The organism is Kribbella sp. NPDC050281, assembly GCF_040655855.1.
GTDB lineage: Bacteria > Actinomycetota > Actinomycetes > Propionibacteriales > Kribbellaceae > Kribbella.
The window spans coordinates 115,861-132,991 of sequence record NZ_JBFAKS010000002.1; the positions used below are offsets into that span (position 1 = coordinate 115,861).

The following is a 17,131-nucleotide window of genomic DNA, read 5'->3' on the forward strand; positions in this document are numbered from 1 at the left end:
CGATGGTGGCATGAGCACCGACGTGTTCGCCGCCTTCGTCGACGTACTGGCCGAAGCGCTGGACGACCCAGAGGCTAAGGCCTCTGACCTGGCTGCCCGGGTACGGCTGTCGCGGTCGCACCTTGATCGGGTAGTGGCGACGGCCGCGGGCGAGCGGCCGGGGGCCTTCCGGCGCCGGATCCTGCTGGAGCGGGCGGCGTACCGGCTGCTGACCGGGCCGGGGCACATCCTCGACGTCGCGGTCGAGGCCGGGTACGGATCCCACGAGGCGTTCACCCGTGCCTTCAGCCGCGCGTACGGCGTACCACCGGCGGCCTGGCGTGGCCGCCCGGACCGGATCCGGATCGACGCGCCGAGTGGTATCCATTTCCATCCTCCGAACGGCCTGCGCGTGCCGGCCAGGGACAAGGTGAGCTCCATGGATCTTCTCCGCACCATCGTCGACCACCACGTCTGGCTCCTGGGCAGGATGCTCGACGAAGCCGGGTCGCTGACCGACGAGCAGCTCGACGCCAGGATCGAGATCTCGGTCGAGGGCATCGATACCGATCCGACCCTTCGCTCACTGCTGTCCCGGCTGATCGGCCAGCTCGGCATGTGGCACGCGGCGCTGGCCGGGCAGGAGTACGACTTCTCCGTCGAGCAGGGCGAGAGCGTGCAGAGCATGCGCCGCCGCCTCGACGAGGTCGGGCCGGCGTTCGCGGCCGAGATCGGCGAACTCTGCGCACAGGACCGCCTGGACGAACTGATCGTGTGTCCGGGCGAGAACGTCGAGGTCTACACAGCCGGCGCGATGATCGCCCACGTCATCACGTTCGCGTCGTACCGCCGTACTCTCGTCGCCGGCGCCCTCCACGACGCCGGGCGCGACGACTTCGACGGCGGCGACCCCATCCGCTGGATCACCACCCAGTCACGCTGATGTCCGCGCGGCTCCTGGCGGTCAACGTCGTCCACGAACTCATCCGCGGCCCGACCCGCTGGACGGCGATCGACAAGCGCCCGGTCAGCGGAGCGGTCGCAGTCACCGAACTCGGGCTGGCCGGGGACGAGCAGTGCGACACCAGGTACCACGGCGGCCCGGACAAGGCCCTCTACGCGTACGCCGAGGAGGACGCCGACTGGTGGTCCGCCGAGCTGGATCGCGAGATCCCACCAGGCCTGTTCGGCGAGAACCTGACCACCCACGGCCTCGACATCACCGGCGCCGTGATCGGCGAACGCTGGCGGATCGGCGGCCCGACGACCGGCATCCTCGTCGAGGTCCGGTCGCCCCGCGACCCGTGCGGCAACCTGTCCGCCCGGATGGGGATCCCGAAGTTCCATCGCAGATTCGTGGCCACCGGTCGCGTCGGCGCCTACCTCAAGGTGCTCTCGACCGGCTCGGTGCAGGCCGGCAACCGGATCGTCGTCATCCACCGTCCGAGCCACGGACGGACCATCGGCGAGATCTCAACCCGCGCGTAGGTGGGTGACGTCGCCGGCGGCCAGGGGGCGGGGGCCTTCGGGGGTGTCGATGATGAGGCGGCCGTCGTCGGCGAGGTCTCGGGCGGTGCCTTCGAGGTAGGTGCCGTCGGGGAGTTCGACGCGGACTGACTGGCCCAGGGTGGCGGAGAGCTCGTGGTACTCCGGGAGAATCGTGTCCGGGTCGCCGTCCGCGGCGACCCACGCCTGGTAGCGCGTGGACAGCTCGCGCAGTACGGCGGCCAGAACGGTGGCGCGATCGGTGGTCGCTGCGCCCTCCAGTGCAAGGGATGTCGCGGCTGGATGAGGCTTCTCGGCCTCGCGCAGCGTCACGTTGAGGCCGATGCCGACCACAGCGGCCGGACCCTCGACCCGCTCGAGCAGGATGCCCGCAAGCTTCCGGTCCTCGACCAGTACGTCGTTCGGCCACTTCACCAACGCCGGGACCTCGCCAACCCGTCGTACGGCGGCAGCCACGGCCAAGGGCACGAGCAGACCCAGCCAAGGCCAGCGCGCAGGGCTCACACCCGTTGGGCGCAGCAGAGCCGACATCAGCACCGCGGACCGGGCCGGAGTGGTCCACGTGCGCCCCAGCCGCCCACGACCGGACGACTGATGCTCGGCAGCGACCACCAGCCCCTCAGGAGCCCCAGCACTCGCAGCCGCCGCGACAACAGCGTTCGTCGACTCCGTCTCGTCCAGTACGTCGATCTGCGTCCAGAACGAGCCAGGTCGCACCAGCCGCCCGGTCAGAAAGCGTGCATTGAGAGGCGGCCGTTGCAGGTCGCTGAACATCAGCCGGTGTTCTGCAGGCCGGCGGCGACGCCCGAGACGGTCAGCAACAGCAGCCGCCTGGTGCGGACGATCTGGTCCTCGTCGAGAGAGTCATCGGTCCGCAGCGTCCGGAGCGCCCGTAGCTGCAGATAGCTGAGCGCGTCGACGTACGGGTTCCGCAGCTCGACCGCACGGCCCAGCACGCGACGCCCGGCCAGCAGACGGTCCTGGTCGAGCACTCGCAGTACCCAGTCGGTCGTCAGCTCGTGCTCGTCCAGCATCAGCTGGGTTAGGTCAGGCCGGTCGCCCAGCTCCAGGTACCGCCCGAGGATGCGCCGGTCGGTCTTCGCCAGCGACATCTCCGCGTTCTCCAGCATCACCTGGAAGAGCGGCCAGTTCTGGTTCGCGTCCCGTAGTACGGCGACGTCACCAACGGCCGACAGCGCGGACCCGAGGCCGTACCAGCCCGGTGCGTTCACGCGCGCCTGCGACCAGGCGAACACCCACGGGATCGCCCGCAGGTCTTCCAGCGACGACACCGCCACGCCGCGACGGGCCGGACGCGAGCCGAGTGGCAGCTGACCGAGCTCCTCCAGCGGAGTCACCCGGCCGAACCAGTCCGCGAAGCCCTCCGCCTTCACCAGCCGGTGGTACGTCGTACGCGCCGCCTCGTCGAGCGTCTTCTCCATCACCGCGAACCGGTCCGCAGCCACGGCCGCCCGCTCCTCGACAGCAGGCGTGGACGCCAGCAGCGTCGCCGCGGTCACCTGCTCGATGTGCCGCTGCGCGATCGGAGCGTTGCCATAGCGAGCCGGGATCGCCTCACCCTGCTCGGTGAGCTTGAACCGACCGGCCACCGATCCAGGAGCCTGCGCCAGTACGGCGCGGTTCGCCGGACCGCCGCCACGGCCGAGTGCACCACCACGACCGTGGAACAGCGTCAGCCGGATCGCGTTGCGCTGCGCCCACGCGGTGATGCGCGCCTGGGCGTCGTACAGGGCCAGCGTCGCCGACACCGGTCCGACGTCCTTGGCGGAGTCGGAGTACCCGAGCATGACCTCGAAGCGCCGGTCGTTGGCGGTGAGCCGGTGCCGGACGCGGGTGAGCTGGATCGCGTTGTCCAGCACCTCCACCGAGTTCTGCAGGTCCTCGCCGGTCTCGAACAGCGGTACGACGTCCAGCTCGATCGGACGACCGTCCATCGCGGCGTCCGCGAGCTCGTAGACCGCCGCGAGGTCACCGGCGTTCCGGGTGAACGACACGACGTACCGGCGGCAGGCCTCGGGGCCGAAGCGCTGCTGGATCTGACCGATCACCCGGAGCGTCGCCAGCACCTCCTCGGTCTGGTCGGACAGCTCGCCGCCACCCAGCACCTCTTCCAGGGCCTTGGTGTGGACCGAGGAGTGCTGACGGACCTCCAGCTCGGCCAGGTGGAAGCCGAACGACGTCACCTGCCAGATGAGCTGCTGCAGCTCGCCGTACGCCTGCCGTGGGGCGCCTGCGGTGACCAGCGAGTCCTGCAGCACCTTGAGCTCGTGCTGGAAGTCGGACGCCCGCGGGTAGCCGAAGTCCGCGTCGCGAGCGCGGGTCGCCGCCAGTCGGCGTGCGGCGAGAAGCAGGAGCTGCCGGTGAGGCTCGGCAGGCGAGCGGGTCTCGATGTCCGCGATCAGATCGGGGTTGACCGCCCGGGCGTCCTCCAGGATGCGGCGCACGGGAGCGGACGGCGGCGTGGTCGCGGCGTCGAGCGTCAGGGCCCGGCCGAGCTCGTCCGTGGCCTGTTCGAGCGCCCGCAAGACGTGGTCGGCCTGGATCTGCATCGCCTCGCGGGTGATCGCGGCGGTGACGTTCGGGTTGCCGTCCCGGTCGCCGCCGATCCACGAACCGAGCCGGACGAACGGCGCCACCACCGGTGGCCTGGTCCCGGCCGTGTCACCGGCCAGCGCGTCGTCGAGGCGGCGGTACACGTTGCCCACCACATCGAACAGCGTCTCCTCGAACACCGCCATCGCGGACCGCACCTCGTCCAGCGGCGACGGCCGGCTGGTGCGCAGTTGCGACGTACGCCAGAGGATGTCGACCTGCTCGATCAGGCGACGCCGGTTCTCGGCCAGTTCGCTGTCGCCGGCGCGCGGGTCGCTCCGCTCCTCCAGCAACGACGAGATGCGGCGGATCGTCGCCAGTACGGCGCGGCGGCGGGCCTCGGTCGGGTGGGCGGTCAGCACCGGGCGGAACTCCAACCCGTTCAGCAGTGCGCGGGCCTGCTGCTCGCCGCTGTCGCGGGAGATCTGCTCGACCGCCTGGGCCAGCTCGGACACCGCCGGCGCGTCACCCGCGCGGTCGCGCTCGCGCAGGACGCGAGCCCGGTGCAGCTCCTCGCTGAGGTTGGTCAGGTGGAAGTAGCAGGTGAAGGCCCGGGCCACGTCCTCGGCCCGCTCGTGCGGCCAGGAGGCCACCAGCTGCTCGGCCGCGGCGCCGTCGCCGGCGATGGTGAGTTCGCGCAGCTTCTCCACGTCGTCGAGCAGCGGCTGTCCGGCGTACTCGACGAGAACACGTCCGAGCAGTTCGCCGAGCAGCCGTACGTCGGCACGGAGCTCCTCGGGGACTTCGAAACGTGCGCGGGTACGGGTGCGCGCGGTTGCCTGACTACCGGTCTCGGTCACGTTCGCCCACCCTATCGGCGGGGGCACATCGGCGCCGCTCAGTCCAACAGCTGGAAGCTGATCGTGACCGACTGCTCAGCTACTTCACAGTAAGCGGATCAGACGTTACCGAAGCCGCCGCCGACGACCTGGGAGACCACCTTGGCCAGCTCGGGCGGGGTCCGATCGGTGCCGTCGACCACGAGCATCCGGGCGCAGGCCTCGGTCATCGAGGCGAGCAGCTCGGCCAGCACCGGCAGGTTCGCATCCGGGTCGGTGACGCCTGGCAACGACTTGAGCAGGGTCAGGCGCAGGCCCTCGACCAGGAACGCCCGGGCGGCCCGGACCCGCTCCGACACCGCCGGGGCGGCGCCGTACTGGGCTCCGAAGACGATCCGCCAGGACTGCGGGTTCGTCGCGGCGGTGGTGAGGAATGCGGTGAGGCCGTCGAGCACCTGCTCCTCGGGGGTGCCGATGCTGGGATCGGCCGGCAGCGCGCTGACGATCGAGGTGACCAGATGCTGCTCCTCACGGGCGAGCAGGGCCAGCAGCAGTTCGTCGCGGTTGGCGAAGCAGTCGTAGACGACCGGCTTGGTCACGCCGGCGGCGTCCGCGACGGACTGCATCGTCGTCCCGGCGTAGCCGTTCGCGGAGAACACCTCGAGTGCCGCGTCCAGGAGCATCGGGCGCCGCCGCTCCGGGCCCAGATGGGCCGCCCGGCGGCGTTTTTCCGTGTCCTCCACCACTTGACAAACCTACCAGCTCGTAGGAAATTCCTACAGTCTGGTAGGAACTGCCGCGGGGGTGGTCGATGGCCGAGCGAGGCAGTGCCGGCTGGCTCGAGTCCGAGGGCCTCACCGCCCTGGACGCGAGTGAGCTGGCCCGGCTGGTCGACCGGACCTCGGAGCGGGAGCTTCGGCATCGGCTCATCGGGGGTGTGCGAGAGGTCGCGTTGCGCGAGATCTTTCGCCGGATGCCGGAGTATCTCCGCCCCGCCCGGGCCGCCGGGTTCGATGCGATCGTCGCCTGGCAGATCACGGGGGCGGGCGGGGACGGTCGTCCCGACGGCGTGGACGAGTACTGGATCCGGGTCAGCGACGGCCGCTGCCGGCTGCTGTCCGAGCCACCCGAGGCCACCGACATCTCGATCCGGACCGACCCGGCCACCTTGCTGCGGGTTGTCACCGGCAACGAAGACCCCGTCCTCGCCGTGCTCAAGCAACGCCTGTCGGTCCGCGGTGACCTGGCGCTGGCGGCCCGGCTGACCAAGATCTTCGCCGTCGGCCCGGCCTGAGTACGGCGTACCCCCGGCAGTGCTGCGGCCGACGTCACAGCACGTCACAGCGCGCTGCCGTTAGGCTGCCCGATTATGGGAGAGACCGTGAACATCCACACCACCGCCGGGAAGCTCGCGGACCTCGAGCACCGGCTCGACGAGGCGGTGCACGCCGGCTCGGAGCGCGCGGTGGAGAAGCAGCACGCCCGCGGGAAGAAGACCGCCCGGGAGCGGATCGCGCTGCTGCTGGACGAGGGCTCCTTCTCCGAGCTGGACGAGTTCGCCCGGCACCGCTCGACCTCCTTCGGCCTGGACGGCAATCGCCCGTACGGCGACGGCGTGGTGACCGGGTTCGGCACCATCGACGGCCGGCAGGTGTGCGTGTTCGCGCAGGACTTCACCGTCTTCGGTGGCAGCCTCGGTGAGGTCTTCGGCGAGAAGATCGTCAAGGTGATGGACCTGGCGATGAAGATCGGCTGCCCGCTGATCGGCATCAACGACTCCGGCGGCGCCCGGATCCAGGAGGGCGTGGTCAGCCTCGGCCTGTACGGCGAGATCTTCCGCCGCAACGTCCGTGCCTCCGGTGTGATCCCGCAGATCTCGCTGATCATGGGCCCGTGCGCGGGCGGCGCGGTCTACTCCCCCGCGGTCACCGACTTCACCGTGATGGTGGACGAATCGTCGTACATGTTCATCACCGGGCCGGACGTGATCAAGACCGTCACCGGTGAGGACGTCAGCCAGGAAGAGCTCGGCGGCGCCCGGACCCACAACACCAAGTCCGGCAACGCGCACTACCTCGGCAGCGACGAGGAGGACGCGATCGAGTGGGTGAAGGCGCTCGTCGGCCACCTGCCGCAGAACAACCTCGAGGACCCGCCGGTGTACGACGCGCCGGCCGACCTCGAGGTGACCGAGACCGACCTGGCGCTGGACACGCTGATCCCGGACTCGCCGAACCAGCCGTACGACATGCACACCGCGATCGAGGCGGTGGTCGACGACGGCGACTTCCTCGAGGTGCAGACGCTGTTCGCGCCGAACATGATCGTCGGGTTCGGCCGGGTCGAGGGCCGCCCGGTCGGCGTGGTCGCGAACCAGCCGATGCAGTTCGCCGGCACGCTCGACATCGACGCGTCCGAGAAGGCGGCCCGGTTCGTCCGCACCTGCGACGCGTTCAACCTGCCGATCCTGACGTTCGTCGACGTGCCCGGCTTCCTGCCCGGCACCGACCAGGAGTGGAACGGCATCATTCGCCGCGGCGCGAAGCTGATCTACGCGTACGCCGAGGCGACCGTGCCGATGATCACCGTGATCACCCGCAAGGCCTACGGCGGCGCGTACGACGTGATGGGCTCGAAGCACCTGGGCGCGGACATGAACATCGCCTGGCCGACCGCCCAGATCGCGGTGATGGGCGCGCAGGGTGCGGTGAACATCCTGTACCGCCGCGAGCTGGCCGGCTCCGACGATGCCGAGTCCCGCCGGCAGCAACTGATCACGGAGTACGAGGACCACCTCGCGAACCCGTACATCGCAGCCGAGCGCGGCTACATCGACTCGGTCATCAAGCCGAGCGAGACCCGCGCCGAGATCATCCGCGGCCTGCGCCTGCTGCGCACGAAGCGCGACACGCTGCCGCCCAAGAAGCATGGGAACATCCCGCTGTGAGCGGCCTGGAGGTAGTCAAGGGCAACCCGACCCCGGAGGAGCTCGCCGCCCTGGTGGCCGTGATCGCGGCGCGCTCCGCGGCGGCCGCCGTACCGGCTGACTCGGACCGCGCGTCGGGCCGCGCATCGGACTGGGCGACGTACTGGCGGCACGCCCGACGGCCGCTGCATCCCGGCCCGGGTCGTTGGCGCGCGTCCGCTCATCCGTGACACTGAGGGCATGGCCAGATACGAGGTCAACCCTGAAGCCGTCGAGTACGCACGGAAGCTGATCGACGGGCGGCAGTACGTGCTGGACAGTGACTGGGGCGAGGTCCAGCCTCGGGCGGACGACCAGAACGCCTTCCTGGACAAGCACAGCTGGGACGAGTACGCCGCCTGGCACCTCGGGCTGACCGACGGTGCGGGCGACGAGACCAAGGCGCGGTACGCCTTCGTCATGGGCGACTTCCGGCGTATCCATCGGACCGGGCTGATCGCCTGCGTCTACCGAGCCTCCGAGTGGCGCCACAAGGCGGTCGAGCTGGCCGCCCACGACCTCCTCCAAGAACTGGACGCGAAAGCCGGCCTGACCGCTTAAACCGGGCAGACGCGCGGAGCCAGTGCGGATCTGCAGGCCATCACAATTGGCGCGATTCCGGCCACGGGAGTCCTCGCCACGCAGAAATCAAGACACCGGACGCCCACGGCCCAGCGGTTGTGATGGCCTGGCGGTCCGGGACAACCCGCCAGCCTCCTCAGGATTAGGTACGTCGGAAGCGGACCAGTGGGTAGATCGGGGTCTGGTCGGTGTTGCGGGGTGGGCCGGGGAAGGTGGTGGCGCCGTCCAGGGTGAGGCCGTGGTGGGCTGCTCGGGCGACGAGGTGGGTGATGGCGTCCTGGGCGCGAGTGTCGTTGAGACCTCGGCCGTCTGCGTAGCGGCCGGCGTCGGACTTGTCGGTGGTGGTGACGAAGACACCGTCCGGGCGCAGGACTCGCGCTACCTCGGCCAGTGCGGCGTCGCTGTCCTCCAGCAGATGCAAGAACCAGACGGCGACCACCGCGTCACACCGCCGGTCGGCGATCGGAAGCTTGGCGGCGTCGGCCGCGGCAACATGCCCAGGCAACCGAACCCGCGCCCGCCGAAGCATCGCGCTCGACAGGTCGACGCCGTGCACCAAGTTGCCCAGAGCAACAAGCTCCGCGCCCACGATCCCAGTACCTACAGCCAGTTCCAACACTCTCCCGCCCTTCGGCAGGAGCGAGTGGACGGCGAGGGCTGCCGCCTTGGCGCGTTCTACGCCGCCGCGGGTGTCGTCGTAGCGGCCTGCTTCGGATTCGTCGTAGGCGAAGGGGGTGGTGGATCGCCAGAGGGCCGGCCACGGGATGCCCACGTCGGCGAGCATGCGGCGGAGCAACGGGAGGGAGACACCGACAACGTTGTGGTAGTCGCCCTGGATGCCGGTGACGAACGGGCCGCCGAGACCGTCGACAGTGAACGACCCCGCGACCACCAGCGGTTCACCGGTGGCGACGTACGCGTCGATCTCGTCGTCGGTCAGGTCGGCGAAGAACACCTCGGTCGACTCCAGCTCCCGCAGTTCCCGCTTGGAGTTCGTGTCGATCAGGCAGTGCCCGGTGTGCAGTACGCCGCTCCGCCCGCGCATCGACCGCAGACGTTCCCGCGCGACGTCCGGCGTACCGGGCTTGCCGTAGGCGACACCGTCCAGCTCCAGCACCGAGTCGCACCCGAGCACGGTCGCGTGCTCGGTCAGGCTTGCCACGACCGCTCGTGCCTTCAGGGTCGCCAGCAGCCGGGCCAACTCACCTGGGCTCTCCGCGGTGATGTTGTCCTCGTCGACTCCGGAGACGATCACCTCCGGCTCGACCCCGGCACCACGCAACGTCTTCAGCCGCGCGGGCGACGCCGACGCGAGCACGAACCGCACGTCCACAGCCGAGTCGTCCACAGCTGAGTCGTCCACAGCTGAGTCGTTCACAGCTGGGTCGCTCACAGCCTGGCGAGGGCCCGGCGCAGCGGGTCCAGTCCGATCGAGCCCAGGTTCAGCGCGTCGGAGTGGAACGCCCGCAGGTCGAACGCGGCACCCTTACGCTGCTTGGCCTCCTCCCGCGCCTGCAGCCAGATCCGCTCGCCCACCTTGTACGACGGCGCCTGTCCCGGCCAGCCGAGGTAGCGGTTCAGCTCGGCCCGCAGGAACTCGCTCTCCATCCGGCAGTGCGCCCGGAGGAACTCGAACCCGAGCTCGGCGTTCCACCGCTCGCCCGGCCGCCAGCCGAACAGGTTGTCGCGCGGGATCTCCAGCTCCAGGTGCATGCCGATGTCAACGATCACGCGGGCCGCGCGGAAGCCCTGCGCGTCCAGCATGCCGAAGCGCGCACCCGGGTCCTCGAGGTAACCCAGCTCCTCCATCAGGCGTTCGGCGTACAAGGCCCAGCCTTCACCGTGGCCGGAGACCCAGCAGTCGAGCCGCTGCCACCGGTTGAGCAGGTCGGTGCGCAGCATGGTCTGCGCGCACTGGAGGTGATGCCCGGGCACGCCCTCGTGGTAGACCGTGGTGACCTCGCGCCAGGTCGCGAAATCCTCGATGCCGCTCGGCACCGCCCACCACATCCGGCCCGGCCGGGTGGTCAGGTCCTCGCTCGGCTGCGTGTAGTAGATCGAGCCGTCCGAGGTCGGCGCGATCATGCACTCGAGCGTGCGGATCTCGTCCGGGATGTCGAAGTGAGTCGCGCCCAGCTCGGCCACGGCCGCGTCGGACATCTCCTGCATCCAGTCGCGGAACGCTTCCTTGCCGTGGATCTTGCGGCCCGGGTCGTTGTCCAGCACCGCCGCCGCAGCCTCGATGCCGCGGTCGCCGCCGTTCAGGCCGGCCGCGATCGCCTGCATGTCCGCCTCGATCCGGGCGAGTTCCTCCCAGCCCCAGGCGTACGTCTCCTCGAAGTCGATCGCGGCGCCGAGGAAGCTGCGCGAGGCCAGCTCGTACACCTCCCGGCCGCAGGCGTCGCGCTGCGGTGCACGCGGCGCGATCTCCGCGGTCAGCCAGGCCCCGAACTGCTCGTACGCCTTCCGCGCCGAGGCGGCCGCGGCGTCGACCTGCGACTTGACCGCGCCATCGGGTGCCTGCGCGGCCAGGCCGGCGAAGAAGTCGTCGCCTTCGGCACCGGTCCAGCTGGCGATCCGGGCGGCCAGGTCGTTCACCTGACGCAGCGCGGACACCCGTCCGAGCCCGGCCTGCTCCAGCAACGTCTCGCGGTACCCGTCGAGCGCCGTACCGACCTGGTTGAGCCGGATCGCGACGGTCTCCCAGTCCTGCTCGGTCGCGGTCGGCATCAGGTCGAACACCGAGCGGATCTCGGACGGGACCGAGGCGATCGCGTTCAGCTGGTGCTGCGGGACGCCGGCCTGGTAGCGCTCCAGCTCCAGTCCGAGTCGCTCCAGGAACGCGTCCTTGGCGACCTCCTCGCGCGGGCTGCTGGTCGCGGTGGCCGCGGCCTCGGCGACGGTCTGCTGCGTCAGCTCGGTCAGCGCCTCGAAACCGGACGGCGTGTAGTCCGGCAACTCGTGGTCGTGACCGGTGATGCCCAGATAGGTCGCGGAGATCGGCTGCAGGACGACGTACTGCTCCAGGTACCGCTCGGAGAGCTGGTCGATCGGGCTGTCCGGTGTGGTGGCTTCGCTCACCTGGCCGACCCTACCCGCAGCCGAGCTCGGAGCTGACCTGATATTCCCGGTACTGTGGCGACCGCTATCCATGGCTCTCCAGCGAAAGGAACGGGGTTGAGCCAGACACCGTTCGGCGGGCCACCTGGCCAGAATCCGCCGTACCAGCAGCAGCCCGGCCCACCGCCGCAGCCAGGACCTTACGGACCGCCACCCGGCCAGTACGGCGGGCAGCCGCAGTACGGGCCACCTCAGTATGGACAGCCCCAGTACGGGCAGGCGCAGTACGGGCAGCTGTACCCGCCGGTGCACGTGGCGCCGCAGCAGGGATTCGGATGGGGACCCAACGTCGGACCGCCGCCGCGGAAGAAGTCCAAGGGCTCGGCGTTCCTGGTGCTGAGCCTGGTGGTGCTGGCCGTCGCCGGCGCGTGGATCTTCGGCACGATCAAGAAGAACGCCGACAACAACTACACGCCTCCGGTGAGCTCCGGCCGCCACACGCCCGCGCCGACCGGGCCGACGTCCGAGCCGACCGAGCAGCCCACCGAGGAACCGACGTCGAGTACGACGACGCAGCCGAACGGAGCGTCCGACGCGACGATCGTTGCCAAGAACAAGCTGTACACGGTCGGCCAGATGGCGCCCGTGAGCTGCAAGGAGCCGAGCGTCCGGCCGAACACCGCCCGCAACGCGGCGGCGTACTGGGCCGCGATCAAGCCGTGCCTGGACAAGTCCTGGGCGCCGCTGGTGGCCAAGGCGGGCTACACGTTCCGGGCTCCGCAGATGGTCTACTGGTCCGGCACGAGCGTGTCGAACCCGTGCTCCGGTGGCGCGGTCAACGTGCCGTTCTACTGCTCGGCGAACCACATGATGTACATGAAGGTCGATGTCTTCGTGAAGGCGTACAACGAGTACTCCGATCCGGAGGCGAAGGCTTACGCGCGGATGTGGTACACCCGGTCGATCGCGCACGAGTACGGCCACAGCGTCCAGAACGAGACCGGGATCCTGCCGGCCGCCAGCCGGATGCGGTACGACGCTCCGGACACCGCGAGCCAGATGCGGATGACGCGCCGGATGGAGCTGCAGGCGAACTGTTTCGCCGGGGTCTTCCTGGCCGTGAACAAGCGCAGCTACCCGATCAACGGCCTGATGCTCAGCGTCTGGAACAAGTACGTCGTCACCGCGGGCGACCCGCCGGAGCAGGGCGACCACGGCAGCAAGGCCAGCCAGGCGCGCTTCATGGGCAGGTCGTTCCGCACCGGCAACCCGGCCACCTGCAACACGTTCTCGGCCTCGGCGGCCAACGTCAGCTGACGGTCAGTCCGGGCGGCGCGACCTGTCGCCAGGAGTCGATCAGGATGTCGCGCAGTTCGCCGGCGTCCTCGAGCGCGTCGAGGCGGGCCCGAACCCAGTTCGAACCCGCCTCGTGCGGCGGAACCCAGAACTTCCCGGGTTCCGCCGCGATCAGCTCTTCCCGCTCCAGCCGGGGACACCGGACCGCGAACGAGGTCTGGTCGTCCGGCACCGTCACGAACATCCGCCCCGCGACGTCGAACGTCGGGTGCCCCCACCGCTGCTTCTCCACCGTCTCCGGGAAGGACAGCGCGATCCGTCGTACGTCGTCAGCGTCCAGCACGCAGACACTTTAAGCGGAGCGCTTGCGGCCCGGTAGCAGGAGCGCAACGACCGCGCCGACTGCGACGACCGCGGCTCCGGTCCAGACTGCCGGGACCAGGCCGTCGGCGTACCGGACCGGCGACTCGTAGGAGCCGGCCGAGGCGAACACGGAGGCCAGCACGGCCACGCCCATCGCGACACCGACCTCACGAATGGTGTTGTTCGTCCCGGAAGCCACACCGCGGTCGGCATCGGACGCGCTCGCCATCACGACGCTCGCGGACGGTGCGAAGGTCAGTCCCATCCCGACACCGGCCAGGATGAACGGCAGCACCATCTCGCTGTACTGCGTCGACGCGGTGGTGATCAGAGCGAGCCAGCCGAGCGCCACCGCCAGGAGCACCTGCCCCGACGCGATCAACGTGCGCGGCCCGACCCGGTCCACGATCAGACCGGCGATCGGCGCGACGACCATCGGCGCCATCGTCCACGGCATCGTTCGTACGCCGGACTCCAGTGGGCTGTAGCCCTGCACGACCTGGAAGAACTGCGCCAGCAGGAACACCGACCCGAACACGCCGACCGAGAACGTGAATGACGTGATGTTGATGACGCTGAACGCCCGTACCGAGAACAACCGCAGCGGCAGCATCGGCGACGTGGTCCGCCGCTCCCATCCGACGAACGCGGCCAGCAACGCCACACCGGCGACCAGCGAGCCCAGCACGCTGGCAGAGGTCCAGCCATCGTCAGCACCATGCACAACGCCCCAGACGATGGCGAGTACGCCGGCAGCGGCCAGGACCAAGCCGAGCAGGTCGAGCCGCTTCGCCGTACCCCTGGACTCGGTCAGGACGCGCGCGGCCAGCACTACTGCGACCACGCCGACCGGCACATTCAGCCAGAAGATCCACTGCCAGTTCAGTCCGTCGACGACGGCTCCACCGACAACCGGACCGACTGCGACGCCCAGTCCGGAAATGCCACCCCAGATGCCGATCGCGGCGCTCCGCAACCGCTCCGGTACGGCGCCTGCCAGCAGCGTGAGCGACAGCGGCATCACCGCGGCCGCGCCGACACCCTGAATCGCCCGGGCACCGATCAGCATCCACGGCTCGGTGGCCAGCGCACAGGCCGCTGAGGCGAGCGTGAAGAGGGCGATCCCGGCGAGGAAGATCCGCCGGCGCCCGAGGCGGTCGCCGATCGCGGCGGCCGTCAGCAGCAGCGCTGCGAAGGACAGGGTGTAGGCGTTCACGAACCACTGCAGGTCGGACAGCGACGCGCCGAGTTCCGCCTTGATCACGGGCAGCGCGTTCGTCACGACCAGGTTGTCCAGCGTGACCATGAAGGTCGGGATCCCCACCGCGGCGAGTACGGCGCCCAGCCCGGCGCGGCGAGCCCGCTGCGCGGGAGGTTCCAGCGTGGATCCCAGCTCATCGAGAGCGGTCGACGTCATCTCGGTCTCCTAGTTGTAATTCACTGATAACAAGTTCGCTGAGACCAAAGTATGCATCCACTGATAACATGTCAAGCAGTTCCTCCCAGCTCGTCGTCTCTGGCGACGAAAGACGAACGGCGCCTTCGGCGCCGGGAGTGGGAGGAGGTGTCAACCATCCGGGAGGAGAACGATGGGCGCCAAGATGCGATTGACGGCGGCTGAGCGGGGTGTGGAGGTGCTGGAGGCTGCTGTGCAGGCGTTCGGCGCGTCCGGGTACGAGGGCACCAAGACGGACGAGATCGCCCGGCTGGCCGGCGTCTCGCAGCCCTACGTGATCCGCCTGTTCGGCACCAAGCAGCAGCTGTTCCTGGCCGCCGTTCAGTCGGTCTGCGACCGGATCGAGCAGATCTTCCGCGAGGCGGCCGAGGAATCACCCGAACTGCGCACCCTCGGGCACAACTACGAACGGCTCCTGGCCGAGCCCGAGCTGCTCCTCGTCCTGCTGCACGGCTTCTCGGCCAGCCGCGACCCGGCCATCGGCGACGCGGTCCGCGAGCGCTTCGGCCGCATCTACAGCCTCGTCCGCGAGCTCACCGGCGCGTCACCGACCGAGGCCCGCGAGTTCCTTGCCACCGGCATGCTGCTGACGGTCATGTCGGCGATGCAGGTGATCGGTCCCGACGCGGCGAGCCTGCCCTGGGCCGAGGAGCTCACGTCGACCCTGGGCGACACGAAGTAGTCAGTCCCGCCCGAGCTTCTCCCCGGAGGCGAACCAGATCGCCACCGTCGACAGCATCAGCGCACCCACGGTCACCACCAACGACCCGCGCACGTCCGCCCCACGCACTACCGCGACCGCCACCGCGACCACCGGCCCGATCAGCACAGCGATTGCCCCCGGCAACAACCAACGCCGGAGCGAGTCCCGGTGCACCCGCGCGTACGACGGGATCTGCGCGGTGAACGCGGTGGCCAGATGCACCACCAGCAAGGCGATCCCGGTCACGACCAGGCCCCAGTTCACCTCGCTCGGCGCACGGAAGACCCAGCCGAGGGCGACCACGATGATGAAGACCAGCCCGGCCATCGAGTCCGGCAGGATGACGGTTGCCACCAGCATCGGAATCGCGATCAGCGGGATCAGGTCCAGCTGATCCCACGGCTGCAGCCAAGAGATGAGCAGCGCGACGCCGCCCGCGACAGCGATCACCAATCGGGCGAGGAATGCCGCCTCCCCGGCCGCCCGCAGCTGCACCAGCCACAGGCTGATCCTCTCGGCGGCGGTCATGACCGCATCCTCGGCGCCGCCGCGAGTCGCGAGGCATCCCGCAGTACTTCGTCCAGCGTTCCCGCACCATGCCACGGCACAGTCGGTACGCCGAGGTCGCCGAGCCGGTCGAGCTCGCGTCGGCGCTCCAGCAACCGCAGCCGCCAGGCCAGCGGCCACGTCCGCGCGTCGTGCTCCTCGAGGTCGATCACCGAGGCGACGTCCGGTGGCAGCGTGTCCACGGCGATCACTGTGCATCCCGAGTGCACCAGTGTCACGACGTACCCGAGCACTGTCTGCCGGAGCAGCGGGCTGAGCACCAGCACGAGGCTGTCGGACCTGATCCGGTGCCGCCGGGCCAACTGCTGCTCGTCCTGCTGGCGGCCCTGGCGGTCGGCGTGGGTCAGCGCGTCCAGGATCCGGCGCAGGTGACCGCGACCGCTGCCGGACCTGACGCCGCGGACCGTGTTCCCGGTGTCGATCAACCGGACCCGGTCGCCGTGCCGCAGGTAGTGCTCGGCGATCGAAGCCGCGGCACGGACTCCGGTGTCGAGGCTGCTGGACCGCCCGTCGATCCCTTCGCTGACGCCGATCTCGCCGCCGGTGTCGAGCAGGATCACGACCTCGGTGTCGCGGTCCGACCAGGTCGACGTCACGTGCAGCTCGCGGGTCCGCGCCGAGACCGACCAGTTGATCCGGCGGAGCCGGTCACCGGTGCGGAACGGACGGACGCCGGCCAACTCGGTTCCTTCACCCGGCCGCCGCGACCGGTGCAGCCCGACGAGGCCGGCCGGACGTGGCATGGCGTCGACCGCTTCGAACCCCTCGCGCAACGGCAGCGTGGTCACGGACATCGCGCGGGCGGACACCACCGGTACGCGGTACGCACCCAGCACCGACGTCGCGACGACCGTCGGCCGCTCCAGCGCACGGATCCCCCACCGCTTGGACCGCAGCCCGACCTCGAGGGTCACGGCGCCTTCGGACACCGGCTCGGCGATCGCGGCCTGCGCCGGGTCGTACTGGAACCACTGCGACCGCGGCAGCGCGGCCACGATCAGGTCGATGTCCGGATCGATCGTCCCGGCCACCTCCAACCGGTACGTCGTCGCCTGGCCTTCGAACAGCACGTCCGTGTCCAGCTCGGTGCGCACCTCGGGGCGCTCCCGCGGACGGAAGTACCGGCCCCAGACCGCGACGAACGCCAGCGGCAAACCCAGCACGGCCGCATCCGGCCGTCGTGCCAGCACTGCGAGCACCAGCAACACCGCAGCCACGCTGACCGCACGGATCTGCGCGTGCGTGGGCTTCCATCTCATCGG

At 69.9% G+C, this 17,131-nt stretch carries 17 protein-coding genes; 8 read left to right on the forward strand and 9 right to left on the reverse strand.

Annotation, left to right across the window (positions count from 1 at the left end; translation table 11 throughout):
• Positions 1-10 precede the first annotated feature (10 nt).
• Entirely contained in the window at positions 11-922 is a 912-nt protein-coding gene (locus tag AB0I34_RS03125) for a helix-turn-helix transcriptional regulator (RefSeq protein ID WP_360438468.1), read from the forward strand.
• Positions 922-1,467: an MOSC domain-containing protein gene (locus AB0I34_RS03130; RefSeq protein ID WP_360438471.1), complete on the forward strand. Its 546-nt coding sequence runs from the start codon at positions 922-924 to the stop codon at positions 1,465-1,467. Before AB0I34_RS03125 ends, AB0I34_RS03130 begins: the two co-directional genes overlap by 1 nt.
• Here AB0I34_RS03130 and AB0I34_RS03135 read toward each other — a convergent pair.
• From AB0I34_RS03135 to AB0I34_RS03145, 3 genes are all read right to left on the reverse strand, one after another.
• The gene (locus AB0I34_RS03135) at positions 1,453-2,259 is read right to left on the reverse strand and encodes a biotin--[acetyl-CoA-carboxylase] ligase (protein ID WP_360438474.1); all 807 of its coding nucleotides are present in this window, start codon (positions 2,257-2,259) and stop codon (positions 1,453-1,455) included. The two genes, AB0I34_RS03130 and AB0I34_RS03135, sit on opposite strands and share 15 nt — an antisense overlap.
• Positions 2,259-4,898 carry a phosphoenolpyruvate carboxylase gene (locus AB0I34_RS03140; protein WP_360438477.1) on the reverse strand — a complete coding sequence of 880 codons (2,640 nt, stop codon included), beginning with the start codon at positions 4,896-4,898 and terminating at the stop codon, positions 2,259-2,261. Before AB0I34_RS03140 ends, AB0I34_RS03135 begins: the two co-directional genes overlap by 1 nt.
• Positions 4,899-4,996: 98 nt before the next feature.
• Positions 4,997-5,623 (reverse strand): TetR/AcrR family transcriptional regulator, encoded by a 627-nt coding sequence (locus tag AB0I34_RS03145; protein WP_360438479.1) that lies wholly within the window; start codon positions 5,621-5,623, stop codon positions 4,997-4,999.
• Between the two features lie 65 nt (positions 5,624-5,688).
• Between AB0I34_RS03145 and AB0I34_RS03150 the strand changes: the two genes are divergently transcribed.
• From AB0I34_RS03150 to AB0I34_RS03165, 4 genes are all read left to right on the forward strand, one after another.
• Positions 5,689-6,171 carry an SCP2 sterol-binding domain-containing protein gene (locus tag AB0I34_RS03150; RefSeq protein ID WP_360438482.1) on the forward strand — a complete coding sequence of 161 codons (483 nt, stop codon included), beginning with the start codon at positions 5,689-5,691 and terminating at the stop codon, positions 6,169-6,171.
• A gap of 75 nt (positions 6,172-6,246) precedes the next feature.
• Positions 6,247-7,824 (forward strand): acyl-CoA carboxylase subunit beta, encoded by a 1,578-nt coding sequence (locus tag AB0I34_RS03155; RefSeq protein ID WP_360438485.1) that lies wholly within the window; start codon positions 6,247-6,249, stop codon positions 7,822-7,824.
• Positions 7,821-8,033 carry an acyl-CoA carboxylase epsilon subunit gene (locus AB0I34_RS03160; protein WP_360438488.1) on the forward strand — a complete coding sequence of 71 codons (213 nt, stop codon included), beginning with the start codon at positions 7,821-7,823 and terminating at the stop codon, positions 8,031-8,033. Before AB0I34_RS03155 ends, AB0I34_RS03160 begins: the two co-directional genes overlap by 4 nt.
• 10 nt (positions 8,034-8,043) lie before the next feature.
• Positions 8,044-8,403, forward strand: coding sequence for a hypothetical protein (locus tag AB0I34_RS03165; protein ID WP_360438490.1), 360 nt, complete (start codon positions 8,044-8,046; stop codon positions 8,401-8,403).
• Positions 8,404-8,566: 163 nt separating this feature from the next.
• On the opposite strand, the gene AB0I34_RS03170 is transcribed toward AB0I34_RS03165, so the two are convergent.
• On the reverse strand, positions 8,567-9,787 hold the full coding sequence (locus tag AB0I34_RS03170; protein ID WP_360438493.1) for a Maf family nucleotide pyrophosphatase: 1,221 nt from the start codon (positions 9,785-9,787) through the stop codon (positions 8,567-8,569).
• A 26-nt stretch (positions 9,788-9,813) separates the two neighbouring features.
• Complete coding sequence (locus tag AB0I34_RS03175) at positions 9,814-11,505, reverse strand: DUF885 domain-containing protein (protein WP_360438496.1); 1,692 nt, start codon at positions 11,503-11,505, stop codon at positions 9,814-9,816.
• Positions 11,506-11,601: 96 nt separating this feature from the next.
• On the opposite strand from AB0I34_RS03175, the gene AB0I34_RS03180 reads away from it, so the two are divergent.
• Positions 11,602-12,801 (forward strand): neutral zinc metallopeptidase, encoded by a 1,200-nt coding sequence (locus tag AB0I34_RS03180; RefSeq protein ID WP_360438499.1) that lies wholly within the window; start codon positions 11,602-11,604, stop codon positions 12,799-12,801.
• On the opposite strand, the gene AB0I34_RS03185 is transcribed toward AB0I34_RS03180, so the two are convergent.
• Together AB0I34_RS03185 and AB0I34_RS03190 are read right to left on the reverse strand one after the other, a co-directional pair.
• Positions 12,794-13,123 (reverse strand): MmcQ/YjbR family DNA-binding protein, encoded by a 330-nt coding sequence (locus tag AB0I34_RS03185; RefSeq protein WP_360438502.1) that lies wholly within the window; start codon positions 13,121-13,123, stop codon positions 12,794-12,796. The genes AB0I34_RS03180 and AB0I34_RS03185 overlap by 8 nt on opposite strands.
• A gap of 9 nt (positions 13,124-13,132) precedes the next feature.
• Positions 13,133-14,560, reverse strand: a complete 1,428-nt coding sequence (locus AB0I34_RS03190; protein WP_360438505.1) for an MFS transporter — start codon at positions 14,558-14,560, stop codon at positions 13,133-13,135.
• A gap of 172 nt (positions 14,561-14,732) precedes the next feature.
• Here AB0I34_RS03190 and AB0I34_RS03195 point away from each other — a divergent pair, with 172 nt between their 5' ends.
• Positions 14,733-15,281, forward strand: a complete 549-nt coding sequence (locus AB0I34_RS03195) for a TetR/AcrR family transcriptional regulator (protein WP_360438508.1) — start codon at positions 14,733-14,735, stop codon at positions 15,279-15,281.
• On the opposite strand, the gene AB0I34_RS03200 is transcribed toward AB0I34_RS03195, so the two are convergent.
• Together AB0I34_RS03200 and AB0I34_RS03205 are read right to left on the reverse strand one after the other, a co-directional pair.
• Positions 15,282-15,830, reverse strand: coding sequence for a hypothetical protein (locus AB0I34_RS03200; protein ID WP_360438511.1), 549 nt, complete (start codon positions 15,828-15,830; stop codon positions 15,282-15,284).
• Positions 15,827-17,128 carry a DUF58 domain-containing protein gene (locus AB0I34_RS03205; protein ID WP_360438514.1) on the reverse strand — a complete coding sequence of 434 codons (1,302 nt, stop codon included), beginning with the start codon at positions 17,126-17,128 and terminating at the stop codon, positions 15,827-15,829. The genes AB0I34_RS03200 and AB0I34_RS03205 overlap by 4 nt, the downstream gene beginning before the upstream one ends.
• Positions 17,129-17,131 lie beyond the last annotated feature (3 nt).

What these genes read in the sequence shown, in the direction of transcription:
- AB0I34_RS03200 (WP_360438511.1), bottom strand. Translation starts at nt 15,830, where the DNA reads ATGACCGCCGCCGAGAGGATCAGCCTGTGGCTGGTGCAGCTGCGGGCG.
- AB0I34_RS03195 (WP_360438508.1), top strand. Translation starts at nt 14,733, where the DNA reads ATGGGCGCCAAGATGCGATTGACGGCGGCTGAGCGGGGTGTGGAGGTG.
- AB0I34_RS03150 (WP_360438482.1), top strand. Translation starts at nt 5,689, where the DNA reads ATGGCCGAGCGAGGCAGTGCCGGCTGGCTCGAGTCCGAGGGCCTCACC.
- AB0I34_RS03130 (WP_360438471.1), top strand. Translation starts at nt 922, where the DNA reads ATGTCCGCGCGGCTCCTGGCGGTCAACGTCGTCCACGAACTCATCCGC.
- AB0I34_RS03155 (WP_360438485.1), top strand. Translation starts at nt 6,247, where the DNA reads ATGGGAGAGACCGTGAACATCCACACCACCGCCGGGAAGCTCGCGGAC.
- AB0I34_RS03205 (WP_360438514.1), bottom strand. Translation starts at nt 17,128, where the DNA reads ATGAGATGGAAGCCCACGCACGCGCAGATCCGTGCGGTCAGCGTGGCT.
- AB0I34_RS03125 (WP_360438468.1), top strand. Translation starts at nt 11, where the DNA reads ATGAGCACCGACGTGTTCGCCGCCTTCGTCGACGTACTGGCCGAAGCG.
- AB0I34_RS03190 (WP_360438505.1), bottom strand. Translation starts at nt 14,560, where the DNA reads ATGACGTCGACCGCTCTCGATGAGCTGGGATCCACGCTGGAACCTCCC.
- AB0I34_RS03165 (WP_360438490.1), top strand. Translation starts at nt 8,044, where the DNA reads ATGGCCAGATACGAGGTCAACCCTGAAGCCGTCGAGTACGCACGGAAG.
- AB0I34_RS03135 (WP_360438474.1), bottom strand. Translation starts at nt 2,259, where the DNA reads ATGTTCAGCGACCTGCAACGGCCGCCTCTCAATGCACGCTTTCTGACC.